Source organism: Sphingobium sp. RSMS (genome assembly GCF_005406185.4).
GTDB classification, from domain to species: domain Bacteria; phylum Pseudomonadota; class Alphaproteobacteria; order Sphingomonadales; family Sphingomonadaceae; genus Sphingobium; species Sphingobium fuliginis.
In genome coordinates this window covers 717,885-731,246 of the sequence record NZ_CM191258.1, presented here as the reverse complement: position 1 = coordinate 731,246, position 13,362 = coordinate 717,885, and the positions used below count along the sequence as shown (strand labels likewise).

The 13,362-nt window shown below is 65.1% G+C and carries 9 protein-coding genes; 4 read left to right on the top strand and 5 right to left on the bottom strand.

Annotated features, from left to right (window positions below; all coding sequences use genetic code 11):
* The first annotated feature begins 12 nt into the window (after window positions 1–12).
* Both EGM87_RS21250 and EGM87_RS21245 read left to right on the top strand, forming a co-directional pair.
* Entirely contained in the window at window positions 13–1,956 is a 1,944-nt protein-coding gene (locus EGM87_RS21250) for a PAS domain S-box protein (protein ID WP_137708882.1), read from the top strand.
* Window positions 1,943–2,569, top strand: coding sequence for a response regulator transcription factor (locus EGM87_RS21245; protein WP_226869583.1), 627 nt, complete (start codon window positions 1,943–1,945; stop codon window positions 2,567–2,569). The genes EGM87_RS21250 and EGM87_RS21245 overlap by 14 nt, the downstream gene beginning before the upstream one ends.
* Window positions 2,570–2,785: 216 nt before the next feature.
* Here EGM87_RS21245 and EGM87_RS21240 read toward each other — a convergent pair whose 3' ends face one another.
* Entirely contained in the window at window positions 2,786–3,202 is a 417-nt protein-coding gene (locus EGM87_RS21240) for a hypothetical protein (RefSeq protein WP_137708883.1), read from the bottom strand.
* A gap of 291 nt (window positions 3,203–3,493) precedes the next feature.
* Between EGM87_RS21240 and EGM87_RS21235 the strand changes: the two genes are divergently transcribed.
* On the top strand, window positions 3,494–4,885 hold the full coding sequence (locus EGM87_RS21235; RefSeq protein WP_044661119.1) for a sugar transferase: 1,392 nt from the start codon (window positions 3,494–3,496) through the stop codon (window positions 4,883–4,885).
* A 139-nt stretch (window positions 4,886–5,024) separates the two neighbouring features.
* Complete coding sequence (locus EGM87_RS21230) at window positions 5,025–6,812, top strand: FAD-dependent oxidoreductase (protein WP_253719171.1); 1,788 nt, start codon at window positions 5,025–5,027, stop codon at window positions 6,810–6,812.
* A 52-nt stretch (window positions 6,813–6,864) separates the two neighbouring features.
* Here EGM87_RS21230 and EGM87_RS21225 read toward each other — a convergent pair whose 3' ends face one another.
* From EGM87_RS21225 to EGM87_RS21210, 4 genes are all read right to left on the bottom strand, one after another.
* Window positions 6,865–7,836, bottom strand: a complete 972-nt coding sequence (locus tag EGM87_RS21225; protein WP_103001549.1) for an alpha/beta hydrolase — start codon at window positions 7,834–7,836, stop codon at window positions 6,865–6,867.
* A gap of 21 nt (window positions 7,837–7,857) precedes the next feature.
* Complete coding sequence (locus EGM87_RS21220; RefSeq protein ID WP_137708884.1) at window positions 7,858–9,426, bottom strand: alpha-N-arabinofuranosidase; 1,569 nt, start codon at window positions 9,424–9,426, stop codon at window positions 7,858–7,860.
* 40 nt (window positions 9,427–9,466) lie between these two features.
* Window positions 9,467–12,091 carry a glycoside hydrolase family 3 C-terminal domain-containing protein gene (locus EGM87_RS21215; protein ID WP_137708885.1) on the bottom strand — a complete coding sequence of 875 codons (2,625 nt, stop codon included), beginning with the start codon at window positions 12,089–12,091 and terminating at the stop codon, window positions 9,467–9,469.
* Between the two features lie 100 nt (window positions 12,092–12,191).
* On the bottom strand, window positions 12,192–13,322 hold the full coding sequence (locus tag EGM87_RS21210) for a glycoside hydrolase family 43 protein (RefSeq protein WP_025772339.1): 1,131 nt from the start codon (window positions 13,320–13,322) through the stop codon (window positions 12,192–12,194).
* Between the last annotated feature and the right edge of the window lie 40 nt (window positions 13,323–13,362).

Genomic DNA, 13,362 nt, shown 5'->3' with positions numbered 1-13,362 from the left:
GAGTCAAAGACTATGCTTGCAACCGGTGCCGGGGAGCGCCTTCAGCGGCATTTCTCGCTGGCATTCATGCGTAATGCGTCGCGACGGTTCGTCCCCGCCGCGTGGGCCGCGTGGATTGCCGAAGTGCGCTGGAGCGGCCTCGGCAAATATATCGCGTCGCTGGTCATCGTCTTCCTCGCGTCCTCGTGGATTTTCCGCAACGGCGTCGCGTCGCTGACCGCCGGGGACTATGCCGTCCTCACCCTGATCGTGATTTCCGTCGCCACCCTGATGGGGATCGGCCCGGGCGCGGTCACCACCGCCGGCCTGCTGACGGTCATCTACGCCATTGTCGACGTGAAGATCAGGGGCGGAACCGGCGAGGACGGCCTGGCCTTCCTGCTGGTCATGGTGGCGGCCAATGGGGTGGCGCTGAAATCCACCTTCTGGCGTGCGCGGGCGGAACGGCAGGGCGCCTATGTCAACCGCCTGACAGAGCAATTGAAGCTGCTGACCGACGGATCGGTCAACTACGCCCTCTACATGACCGATGTGGAGGGGCGGGTCGTCCACTGGAACCGGGGCGCCGAACGCTTCACCGGCTGGGACAGCCGCGACATCGTGAACCGCCCGGTATCGCTGCTCTATTCCCATCATCCCGGCATGGAAGACAATATGGCCGAAGCCTTCGCCCTGGCCAAGGAGCATGGCAGTTGCGAATTCGACTGCCATTTCATCAGGAACGACCGCAGCAGCTTCATGCAGAACTGCGTGGTGACGGCGCTGCGCGACAACAAGGGACGGCTTCAGGGCTTCGCCAAGCTGGTGCGCGACGTGACGGCGGAACGGGCGCAGGAAGTCGCCCTTCAGGAACGCGAAGCGGAATTGCGGTCCATCCTGGAAACCGCGCCCGACGCAGTGTTCGTCGTCGATATTTCAGGGCGGATCGACTATATGAACAGCACCGCCTGCCGCATGTTCGGCTATAATCTGTGCGAGCTGGAAGGCGCGGAATTCGATCATCTGCTGACCGGAGCGCAGCCGCCGCGAGAGGTCCGCGACGAGCCTCTCCATGTGGAGAGCGACGGGCCGCTATCCTATCCGCGCAGGCTGATCGGGCGCCGCCGCAACGGCTCCAACTTTCCCATCGAGATGAGCTTCGTGAAGATGGAGGGCGCGCATGAGACGCACTATACCGCCTTCATCCGCGACCTCACCGAACAGGATGCGACCAAGGCGCGGCTGGAACTGCTCCAGACGGAGATGCTGCACGGCACCCGCTACAGCGCGATGGGCGCGATGGCCTCCATGCTGGCGCATGAACTGAACCAGCCGCTGACCGCGCTCGCCGCCTATATGGAGGGCAGTTCGATCCTGCTGATGCGCGGGCAGGAGGCGGACCGGCCGAAGCTGAACCGCATCTTCCGCTCCGCCGCGCAGGAAGCGGTGCGCGCCGGCGCGATCATGCGCCGCCTGCGCGATTTCGCCAGCGACGGAGAGGCGCTGCTGGAAATCCACGACGCGCAGGATGTGGCGCGCAGCAGCCTGGCGCTGATCGCCGCCATGGCGGAGGCGGCGGACGTCACCGTCGAAATGGACGTCGCGCCGGGCACCGGATCGATCTTTGCCGATCCGATCCAGATCCAGCAGGTGATCGGCAATCTCTGCCGCAATGCCATCGACGCCATGCGCGAGGAGCCGGAACGGCGGCTGACCGTGCGGGTCGCGGCGGCGGACGAACTCACCACGCATTTTCTGGTTTCCGATACCGGCTCGGGCATTCCGCCCGCGATCAAGGACCGGATTTTCGATGCCTTTGTCAGCAGCAAGGAAGAGGGGACCGGCGTCGGCCTGTCCATCTGCCGCACCATTGTCGAAGCCCATGGCGGACGGATCTGGCTGGAGCCGAGCGTCACGGGAAGCTGCTTCGGTTTCAGTCTCAGACGCAAGAAGGGAAACGCCATTGGAACCCACTAAGCTGATCCACATCGTGGATGACGAGGATTCGGTCCGCGCCGCGACCGCCTTCCTGCTGGAGCTGGAGGGCTATACGGTCCGCACCTGGCAGCGCGGCACGCATTTTCTGGCGGCCGCCGCGAACGAGCCGCTGGGGTGCGTGATCATGGACCTGCGCATGCCGGAAATGGACGGGATAGAGGTGCAGCGGCGACTGAACGAGGCGGAACTCTATTTCCCCATCATCATGCTGACCGGCCATGGCGACATCGCCTCCACCGTGACGGCGATGAAGATGGGCGCGGTCGATTTCCTGGTGAAGCCCTTCGAGCGGGAGACGCTGCTGCGCGCGGTCGAAAATTGCTGGACGCTGTTCCAGGATACCGGCGCGCGCCGTCAGCGGGCGGTGCGCGCAGGGGCCATGGTGGAGAAGCTCACCCCCAGGGAGCGCGACGTGCTGTCGGGGCTGACCATGGGCCTGCCGAACAAGCATATCGCGCTGCAATTGGGCATTAGCCCGCGCACCGTGGAAATCCACCGCGCCAATCTGATGTCCAAGCTGGAGACGCGCAGCCTGTCCGATGCCTTGCGCGTGGCGTTCGCCGCCGGGATCGGCAGGCAACTGGATTGCTGAGGAACACGGGCCGGCGATCGGCGGGCCGTTGTTTCCGGCCCGGATCGGGCCATCTCCCGAAATGGACCGCCCTCCGCCGCATTTCGCGGCCGGATGAGCGATAGGAGCGGTTCGACCGGCCATAATCCGATCGAACCGCTCCACCGCGCCCGGATGCGGAGCCTTCGTCCTCCGATCCCCGGCGCGTCGCTGCCTTCTCCTCTCTCTCCTGAAACTTCAGCGCCGCCGTCCTGCCGGCGATCTGATCGTGAACAGGGCATCGTCGGGCGCCGCCCTGCTCTTGACGACCTGCAATGGCGATCCGCCATAGGGGGGGTGCGGCAGGCTCGATTGCCTGTCCTGGCCCTCCACCCGGGCGGATGATTTCACCAGCCGCAGCGATGCCCGTTTCGCGCCCTGCGCCGACCGGCGCCATGTGCGTCCTCTCCGCTTCCGCCTGATAAGGTCCCAGGTGAGATAGGGCAGTGAAATGACCAGAAGATAAAGCGATGCCGGCAACCACAGCAGCGCGAAGAGCCGATCCCGCCACCCAATCCTTACAATGTTCCGCGACTTGTTCTGCAATCGCCAGAGATTACAGGACCCAAGCATCCATATCCCGGAGACGACCGCCATCGCGATAATCATTGCCATCCTGTTCCATCATCCAATCGCAGCTCTTTCGGCTGCTTCGCGAAGCTGTCCTGTATGAACTATAGATGAAAGGCGTCATCTGTCATCTACGCAGGAATACGCACCGGCTGATATTTCGGACCGTCGATCAACCCTCTGTATTCTCCCGGATTGCACCTGAAGCGACATTATGTCTGATTTAGCGCTGATAAGGATCAGGTCGCCGGAACAGATATTCTGCATCAACTGCGTTTCGATCGAATGCGTGCCACGGGCACGGAGAATCCTCCAGGCGCGCAAAATGAGGTGTGCATGTCGAGAATTGACCTGGCGATGGCGACTCGTCCTGCCGGCGGACGGGGCCCTGCCGCGGCGCATCGCGCCTTGCGAATCTGGCTTTGCCTTGCCCTGGCGCTGTGGGACATGGTGGCGTTGACATGCGGGCTGAGCGTCGGACTGGCGCTCGCGCCCGTGGCCGGGGGGCTTCGCGACAGCGGCGCCTCCGTCGCGGCGCTGCTCATGGCCTATCTCATCATCGCCTTTCACAATCAGGCCTATGATCCCCGCGGCCTGACCAATGCGACGACCAGTTGCCGCAATGCCGCGCGGGCCTTTGCCGGCACGGTGCTGATCTTCTTCCTCGTGCTGTTCGCGGTGAAATCGACCTCGACCTTCTCCCGCGCCGCCGTGCTGGCGGGGCTGGGCTGCGCCGGCGGGCTGCTGCTGGCGCAACGGCTGCTGTTGAGCCGCCTTCTCGAACGCCATTTCGGGGACCGGCTGTTTGCCGAACTGCTGATCGTGGACGACTGCCCGATTCCGGAAAATCCGGGCCAGATGGCCCTGGTGGACGCGCAGGCCATCGGCCTTCGCGCCGATCTGGACGACCCCTATATGCTGCACCGGCTGGGCATGTTGCTGCGCGATCACGACAGGGTGGTCGTCGCATGCCCCGCCGACCGCCGCGTGACCTGGGCGCAGATGCTGAAGGGCGGCAATATATTGGGCGAGATCGTCTCTCCCGAAGTCGAATCCATGGCGCCGCTGACGGTCGGGCGCTGGCAGGACATGGCCACGCTGGTGGTGGCGCGAGGGCCGCTGAACCTGGCGAACCGGGCGACGAAGCGGCTTCTGGACCTGTTCGTCACCGTGCCCCTGCTGATCGGGCTGATGCCGCTGATGATCGCCGTCGCCGTTGCGATCAAGCTGGATTCGCCCGGCCCCGTCTTCTTCCGTCAGCAACGGATCGGGCGGGGCAACACCCTGTTCAGCATCCTCAAATTCCGCAGCATGAAGGTGGAGCGATGCGATATGGACGGCGTCCGCTCGGCCAGCCGGACGGACGACAGGATCACGCGCGTCGGCCGCTTCATCCGCCGGACCAGCATCGATGAATTGCCGCAGCTCATCAATGTCCTTCTGGGGGAGATGAGCCTTGTCGGACCAAGACCTCATGCCATCGGGTCGACGGCGGAGGACATATTGTTCTGGCGCGTCGACCGCCAATATTGGAAAAGGCATGCGCTGAAACCCGGAATAACCGGTCTTGCGCAGATTCGCGGGTTCAGGGGCGCCACCGAAACCAGGGCGGATATTTTGCAGCGGGTGGAAGCCGATCTTGAATATATGAATGGCTGGAGCCTGATGCGCGACATCGTGATCCTGTTCGGCACCGTTCAGATTCTGGTGCACAGAAACGCCTTCTGATCCCTGGCAAGACTGCATTTCCGATCGATACCCTCCCCGGAACGACCGAATGCGCATTTCCCCGCAATGGGTAAGTGATCACACCGAATGGATCATCGCCGCCGCGCATGAAATAAATCTTCCATTATTGGGGAGCATCATGGATCGACGGACTTTCCTCGCCGGCGGGCTGGCCGGCACGGCATTGGCGGCCTGTCAGCGCGACAATGAACCGCGCATCGTCCAATCCTCGCGCAGGCCGATGGTCGGGCGCCGGACCTTGCGCGCCGATGTCGTCGTCTATGGCGCGACGCCGGCGGGCATCGTCGCCGCCGTCAGCGCCGCGCAGATGGGCGCGTCCGCGATCATCGTCGGCGGATGGCGGGAACGGCAGCCGGGCGGCATGCTGTCCGGCGGGTTGAGCTGGACCGATTATCGCGACATTGACGCCTTTGGCGGCCTGGCCCGTGCCGTGATCGAACGGCTCGCGGCGGCGGGCGGCATGCCGCGTAACCGCTATGCCTTCGATCCCGCCCTTGCCGTGCCCCTGTTCGAGCGCATGACGACCAGTGCGGGCGTGCCGATGGTCTGGTCCGACGGTGTGGAGGACGTCAAGCTCGTCGATCGCCGCATAAGCGAATTCTTCCTGCAATCGGGCAGGATCGTGCGCGGCCGCATGTTCATCGACGCCAGCTATGAAGGCGATCTCATGGCGCGTGCCGGCGTCGCGTTCAAGGTGGGGCGGGAGGCGGCCGACGCCGCCAATCCGCTCAACGGCTATCGCGGCGCGAAAAACGGCCATCTGGTGCGCGGCGGCCGTCCCGATGAGGATAGCATCGCGCCGATCAGCCCTTTCTGGAATGGCGAGGGCGGCGCGCTGCTGCCGCATGTCGCGGCGGCGCCCGATCTTCCCCTGGGCGCGGCGGACAAGGCGGTGCAGGCCTATTGTTTCCGCCTGACCATGACCAACCGTCCCGACCTGCGGCAGGACCTGCCCGCCCGCGCGCCGGATGGCTATGACGAATCCCGCTACGAACTGCTGTTCCGCGACCTGGACGCCCGCCGGCGCAAGGGGCAGATATATGGACGCGACTGGACCTTTGCCCGCGATCTGGTGAAGGCGGATGAGGTCGCGCCGGGCATTTACGACGTCAACAACCGCGCGCTGATGTCCATCGATGCCGTGGGCCTCAGCCACGACTATCCCCAGGCCGACTATGCGACGCGGGAGAAGATCTGGAAGGCGCATGAAGCCTATCTGCGGGGCTGGTTCCACGCCATGGCCTATGGCCGCGACCCGCGCATTCCGCCGGGCCTGCAACGCGAGGTGCGCGAATGGGGCCTGGTTCGGGGCCGGCACATCCATCCGCATCCCAACGACCTGCCGGGCTGGTCGCCGCAACTCTATGTCCGCGAAGCGCGTCGGCTCGACAATGGGCTGAACTGGTCGGGCAGGGACCTGTCGGACGTGGACGGCGCGGAGCCGCGCCGCAAGGGCATCGTCGCCATGGGCTCTTATTGGCAGGACAGCCATTCCACCCGGCGCATCGCGGTGCAGGACGGGGCGGGGCGATGGGGCATCTGCAATGAAGGCTCGATCATGTTGCGGACCGGCGGGAAATATGAACGCTCGCCGCTGCCGATGGACCTGATGCTGCCGCACCGGGACCAGTGCACCAACCTCATCGTTCCCTTCTGCGTGGCGGCGACGCATCAGGCCTTTGCCACGATCCGCATGGAACTGACGTCCATGGCGCTGGGCGAAGCGGCGGGCAGGGCGGCCGCCATGGCGCTGGGCGAAGATAATGTGCGCGATGTGCAGGACGTGCCGATGCCGGAACTCCAGGCCGCGCTGGTCGCCAATAAGGGCGTCATCCACGGCGTTTCCGCCTTCGAGGATTATCGGCGGCGGCTGAAGTTCCGGCTGAACCGGATGCTGGGAGGCTAAGGACAGAGGGGCCGATCCGACGGCATGGGATCAACCCCTCCCTTCCACCATGTTACCGCGCCCGCTTGAGCATGCCGTGCATGTCGATCCACCGCACGAAGGCGTCGAACCAGCCGGTGCTGGTGGTCGCCTTCGGATACATGCCGAAGCCGTGGCCGCCCTGCTCGTAAAGGTGGAATTCCACCGGGCGATGCGCCGCGCGCCAGTCGTCGATCAGCTTGAAGTCGCGATTGCCGAACAGCGGATCGTCGGCGGCGATGGCGGCGAACATCGGCGGCGCGTCCTGCGGCACGGTCATGCTGCCCAGCGGACCGTAGATATTGCCGATGAAGGCCGGCTTCGCTTCCGTGGCCGACAGCGTCGTCGCCATGGTCAGCATCGCCCCGGCGGAAAAGCCGATCATGCCGATCCGGTCCGGGTCGACATGCCATTGCGCCGCCCGTGCGCGGATCAGGCGGAAGGCGGCGGTTGAATCCGCCAGTTGCGGAGCAAGGTCGGTCGCTGCCGAGGCGGGAGCGGGCAGCGGCGTCCTGGCCACGCCGGAGAACATCTCCTGCATCGACCGTTCGAAACCCGCCATGTCGGCTGGCGTCTGGCGCAGCCGATATTTCAGCACGAAGGCGGCAACCCCCTTCGCCGCCAGCGCCCGCGCGACGTCATAGCCCTCATTGTCCATGGAAAGCGTGCGGAAACCGCCGCCCGGCGCGACGACGACCGCCGCGCCGGAAGCCTTGGCCGGATCGGGCAGGAAGGGCGTCAGCGTCGCAACGGTGACGTTGCGGGCAAAGCGGCTGCCATATTGGCGGTGCCAGCTTTCCTTCGCCGTGGCGCCGGGAAGTGCGCCGGTGCCCAGTTCGATCGCGTCGGGCTGGGCCGGGGCGGCAATGGGCGTCATCCTGTCGTCCTGCGCCTGACCCAGCGCCGGAGCAGCCAAGGCGCAGGCGGCGATGCCGATGGCGAAAGCGCGGGCGGCCGGGAAGCGGAAGGGGCGCCGCAATGCCTTCCGGGCAGATAGATGCTTCATCTCATCCTCCTGTGATTATCGTTATTGCAGGTCGAGCACGACCACGGACCGGGGCGGCAGCGCCACCGTCAGCGTGCCGCCGCTCACCTGCGCGCCGGTGAAGGCGGCGGGCTTCACCACCTCCGGCGCGTCGAAGCTGTTGTGCGAATTGATCGCCGGGGCGGTCAGGATGCGGCCCGACACATTGGCGGCGTTCAGCCCGTCCAGCTTCACCGTCACCATATTGGTCTGGTTGGGATCGAGGTTCGACAGCCCGACATGGACCTTGCCGTCCCTGGCCCGCACCGCCGATCCGCTGACCGCCGGCATGACGAACCTATCCTTGTTGTACCAGGGCGTGTCGATGTCGATCGGCAGCACCGTCGCGTCCTGCCAGGGCTTGTACATTTCGAAGACATGATAGGTGGGGGTGAGCACCATCTTCCTGCCTTCGGTCAGGATCATCGCCTGCAACACATTCACCATCTGCGCGATGGCGCTCATGCGCACCCGGTCGGCATGTTTGGCGAAGATGTCGAGGTTGACGGAGGCGACCAGCGCGTCGCGCAGCGTATTTTGCTGCCGCAGGAAGCCGGGATTGGTGCCGGGGTCGGGCGCATACCATGTGCCCCATTCGTCTACCGCCAGGAATATCCGCTTCTGCGGATCATATTTGTCCATCACCTTGCTATGGCCGGTGATAAGCTCGTCCATCTTCCATGTGGCGGCCAGCGTGTCGGCCCAGGCGGTCTCGTCGAAATTGACCGGATCGGCCTTGGGCGGCCAGCCGCCCTGGGGCAGGGTGTAATAATGGAGCGACAGCGCATCCAGTTGCTTGGCCGCGTCGCGCATCATCACTTCGGTCCAGTTATAGTCGCCGCCGTTCGCGCCCGACGCGATCCGCACCAGCGTCTTGCCGGCGGGAACCTTCAGGAAGGTCGAATAGCGCTTCGTCACGTCGGCGGCATATTCGGCGCGCATATTGCCGCCGCAGCCCCACAGCTCATTGCCGATGCCGAAGGCGGGCAGCGCCCAGGGTTCCTTGTGCCCGTTCTTCGCGCGCTCATCGGCCAGGCTGCCGGCGGGCGCGGTGATATATTCGACCCATTCCGCCATTTCCTGCGGCGTGCCGTTGCCGACATTGCCGGAAATATAGGCTTCTGCGCCGACCTGCCGCAGCAGTTCGAAATATTCATGCGTGCCGACGCTGTTGGGTTCGGTCACGCCGCCCCAATTGGTGTTGACCTTGATCGGGCGCTTGCCCTTCGGGCCGACGCCCTCCCGCCAGTGATATTCGTCCGCGAAGCAGCCGCCCGGCCAGCGGATCACTGGGACGGAGAGGTTGCGCAGCGCCGCCACCACATCGTTGCGGAAACCATTGGTGTTGGGGATCGACCGATCATTGCCGACCCACAGGCCGCCATAGATGCCATGGCCCAGATGTTCGGCGAATTGCGTGAAGATGCGGCGGTCATAGACCGGGCCGGGCCGGTCGGCATGGATGGTGGCGGTGGTCGGCTTGCCGGCGGTGTCGGCGCTGGCGGTCGTCGCCGCCAATGCGCTGGCGCAGAGAAGCAAGGCGGCGGTCGTGCGGCGCAGGGTCTTGATCATGGTCGTCCTCTTCGGAAAATGGCGGCGGAATGGGCGAAACCTATTTGGGCAGCGGGATCATCCGGGCGATGCTGTAGCGGGCCTGCTGGACCTGCACGCCGTCGCCCGGCTGGCCGCTGCCGACGCTCAGGCCATAATCGCCCGGTATCAGCCCGCGCTCCCCCGCCATGGTGACGAAGCTGAGGTCGCGGGGGCTCAAGGTGAATTCCACATTCCGGGTCTCGCCGGGCTTCAGCGTCACCCGCTGGAAGCCGCGCAGGGCAAGGCGGGGCGCGCCCTCGAACCGTGGCGGCGTGATGTAGAGCTGCGCGACATCGTCGCCCGCCCTTGCACCCGTGTTCGTGATGGCGGTGCGCACCTTCAGGCCATTCTCGACCGAACCGTTCACCGGCTCGACCGTCAGCGGGGCGTAGCGGAAGCTGGTGTAGCTGAGGCCGTGGCCGAAGGGATAGACGGGCTTGCCCCTGAAATAGCGATAGGTGCGCCCCTCCATCCCATAGTCGGTAAAGGGCGGCAGGTCAGTGACGCTCCTGTAGAAGGTGACGGGCAGTCGGCCGCCCGGATCGGCCTTGCCCGAAAGGACATTGCCGACCGCCAGCCCGCCGGATTGGCCCGGATACCAGGCTTCGACAATGGCGGCGGCATTCTCCTTCGCCCAGGACAGGTCGATGGCGCTGCCATTCATGGCGACGACGACCAGCGGCTTGCCCAGCGCCCTGGCCTTTTCCAGGAAGGCGCGCTGGTCGGCGGGCAGGTCCAGCGTCGTCTTGTCGCCGCCGTCGAAACCCTCCACCTTGACGGGCATCTCCTCGCCCTCCAGGTCGGAGGTCAGGCCGACCACGGCGACGACGACATCGGCATCCTTCGCGCCCGCTGTCAGATCACGGTCGAGATCGTCGGTAACGCGCTTCCAGAAGATCGCCGGGCTGGCGGCGACGCCGCTCTCGCCCTGCAGGCGGATGGCGTAGCGCTCGCCCCTGGTCATGCGCACCTCGACCAGCTTCAGCGGTTCCGCCCAGCGCGAATATTCGCTGGCGGAGACGACGGGCTTGCCGTTCAGCGAGACCTCGCCCTTCACTCCGGTCAGCGCCAGCCGATAGAGGCCGGTTTCCGGTGCGACCAGATAGCCGCTCCAGCACACCCGATGCTGGTCCGACACCTGTTTGAACTCGGCCGCCCGCGATACGATGCTGGTTTCGGTCCGCGTCAGCACCGGCCGGGTTGCAAACTGGTCCTTGCCCGTGGCGTTGAAATATTCGGCCTTGATTCCCGGCTTGCCGTCCGGCGTCAGCAGCGCGGTGCCGGGGACGAGGTCGCCGTCCGTGATCGACGGACTGAAGGGGATCACCGTCACGCTGTCCGCGCCCATGACCTGTTTCAGGCCCTCCGCGACCGAAATGGGCGGAGCGCTCTTGGCCGAGGAATAATTGCCGCGCAGTACGCGGGTCGCATCCGCCAAAGGCCCAGCCAGCGCGATTCTCGTCCCGGGCTTCAGCGGCAGGACGCCGTCATTCTTGAGCAGCACGAGGCTCTTTTCCGCGGTGCTCAGCGCCAGCGCCTGATGATCCGGCGTACCGATCGCGCTCGGGGGGATCGCGTTGGGCTTGCGGGAGGACAGGCCCGGCAGGTCGCCATTGCGGTATCGCGCGGAAAAGAGCCGGACGAGCGCGGTGTCGATGTCGCCCATGCCGATAAGGCCCCGCGCCAGCGATTCCTTGTATCGATCGCCAAGGTCGGTGCGTCCGCCCAGCGTCGCATTGTTGCATTCGCTGTCGACCCCGTAGCGCAGCGCGACGGCAACGCCGGTGGCGGCGTCGGGCGCATATTTGTGATGCTCGTAAATGTCGACCACGGCGTCGCAGTCGGACACGACATAGCCCTTGAAGCCCCATGCGCCGCGTAGATAGTCCTGCAACAGCATATGACTGCCGCAGGCCGGTTGCCCGTCGACGCGGTTATAGGCGCACATGATCGACCCGGCCTTGCCCTCGACAATGGCGGCGCGGAAGGCGGGGAGGTAGGTGTCCTCCAGATCGTGCGGCGTGGCGAAGATATTGTCGGTGTGACGGCTGGGTTCGGGGCCGCTATGGACCGCGAAATGCTTGGGCGTGGCGACGACCAGAGGCAGGTCCGGATCGTCCCCCTGCATGCCCTGGACGAAGGCGACGCCGATCCGTGCCGTCAGATAGGGGTCTTCGCCATAGGTTTCCTGCCCCCGGCCCCAGCGCGGATCGCGGAAGATGTTGATGTTGGGCGACCATGTGTCGAGGCCCGTGCCGATCCGGCCGAGATGCCCGGTCTGCCGTCCCAGCCTATGCAGCGCCCGGACCTCCGTGCCGATGGTGGCGGCGACCTGCCTGATCAACGGCGCGTCGAATGTGGCGGCAAGGCCGATAGGTTCGGGAAAATTGGTCGTGGGCACCGCCCCGATCGCGCCATGAAGGGATTCGGTCCACCAGTTATAGGCCGGGATGCCGAGGCGCGGGATCGCGGGAGCGACGTTCAGAAGCTGTCCGACCTTCTCGTCCAGCGTCAGCCTGTCGACGATCTCCCGCGCCTTGCCGTCGGCCTCCGCCCATATGTCCGTGGCCTGCGCATGGACAGTTGCCGGGGTCGCGAGGCACAATATCGCGCCGGCCGCGCGCAAGGCGAAAGCGGTCTTCATGATTATCTCCCCAAGAAGCGCGCTGTTTTCAGCGTCACTCGATATGTCTCGTCCGGTCGGTGGGGCGCGGGGGATGGCACTTCCCCCGCGCCCGGCGCGCTCAATGGGCCGCGCCGTCCTTCGTCCCCTTGGCGACGAAGGGATTGATGGTCCGGATCGTGCCGTCGGGATTATAATGCAGTTCGGTCACCTTCACGTTGCGCAGGCGGGTCTGGCCCGACAACTGGCTGTCGGCGTAGAACAGCCACCATTTCCCGTTCCATTCGACGATGGAATGATGGGTCGTCCATCCTTCCACAGGCTCCAGGATGCGGCCCTTGTAGGTGAAGGGGCCATAGGGTGAATCGCCGATGGCATAGACCAGATAATGGGTGTCCCCGGTCGAATAGCTGAAATAATATTTGCCCTTATATTTGTGCATCCACGACGCCTCGAAGAAACGGCGGTCATGGTCGCCGCCCAGCAGCGGCTTGCCCTTGTCGTCCAGGATCTGGATCGCGCGGGGCGCTTCGCTGAATTCCAGCATGTCGCCGGTCAGCTTCGCGACGCGCGGCGCCAGCGCGGGCTTGTCGTCCTGTCCCAGATCGGTCTTCGACCCATCGGGATCATATTTGCCGTCGACATTGCGCTGAAGCTGTCCGCCCCAGATGCCGCCGAAATACATATAGCTCGATCCGTCATCATCGGTGAAGACGGCGGGATCGATCGAATAGCTGCCCTTGATCGGCTGCGGCTGCGCCTTGAACGGACCCATCGGGTCCTTCGACGTGGCGACGCCGATGCGAAAGGCGCCCGCCTTGTCCTTGGCCGGGAAGTAGAGATAATAGGTGCCGTTCCTGTACGCAGCGTCCGGCGCCCACATCTGCTTGTCGGCCCAAGGCACGTCCTTCACATCCAGCGCCACCGGGCCGACCGTCACGGGGCCGCCGATCCTGTCCATCGACAGGATGCGATAGTCCCGCATCTCGAAATGGCTGCCCAGATCGTCCTCCGGCGTCGGCCCGTCGATGTCGTGGCTGGGATAGACGTAGATCTTCCCGTTCCACACATGGGCGGACGGGTCGGCGGTGTAGATGTCCGTGACCAGCGGCTGCGACAGATATTCGGATGCGTCGCGCTTCGCTTCGGCCTTCGGCTGGGCTTCGTTCGCCGGCTGCGACTGCTGGCATCCGGCGGCGAGCAACAGGGCGGCGAGCGGCAGGGCTTCCAATGCGCGCAACTTCATGGGCATGCTGATCCTCTCTGGTTATTCCCGCAACGATAGCGCTACC

Excerpts from the sequence above, each read along its gene's own strand:
- EGM87_RS21235 (WP_044661119.1), top strand. The coding sequence starts at position 3,494 with ATGTCGAGAATTGACCTGGCGATGGCGACTCGTCCTGCCGGCGGACGG.
- EGM87_RS21240 (WP_137708883.1), bottom strand. The coding sequence starts at position 3,202 with ATGGCAATGATTATCGCGATGGCGGTCGTCTCCGGGATATGGATGCTT.
- EGM87_RS21225 (WP_103001549.1), bottom strand. The coding sequence starts at position 7,836 with ATGAAGCATCTATCTGCCCGGAAGGCATTGCGGCGCCCCTTCCGCTTC.
- EGM87_RS21215 (WP_137708885.1), bottom strand. The coding sequence starts at position 12,091 with ATGAAGACCGCTTTCGCCTTGCGCGCGGCCGGCGCGATATTGTGCCTC.
- EGM87_RS21250 (WP_137708882.1), top strand. The coding sequence starts at position 13 with ATGCTTGCAACCGGTGCCGGGGAGCGCCTTCAGCGGCATTTCTCGCTG.
- EGM87_RS21220 (WP_137708884.1), bottom strand. The coding sequence starts at position 9,426 with ATGATCAAGACCCTGCGCCGCACGACCGCCGCCTTGCTTCTCTGCGCC.
- EGM87_RS21230 (WP_253719171.1), top strand. The coding sequence starts at position 5,025 with ATGGATCGACGGACTTTCCTCGCCGGCGGGCTGGCCGGCACGGCATTG.
- EGM87_RS21210 (WP_025772339.1), bottom strand. The coding sequence starts at position 13,322 with ATGCCCATGAAGTTGCGCGCATTGGAAGCCCTGCCGCTCGCCGCCCTG.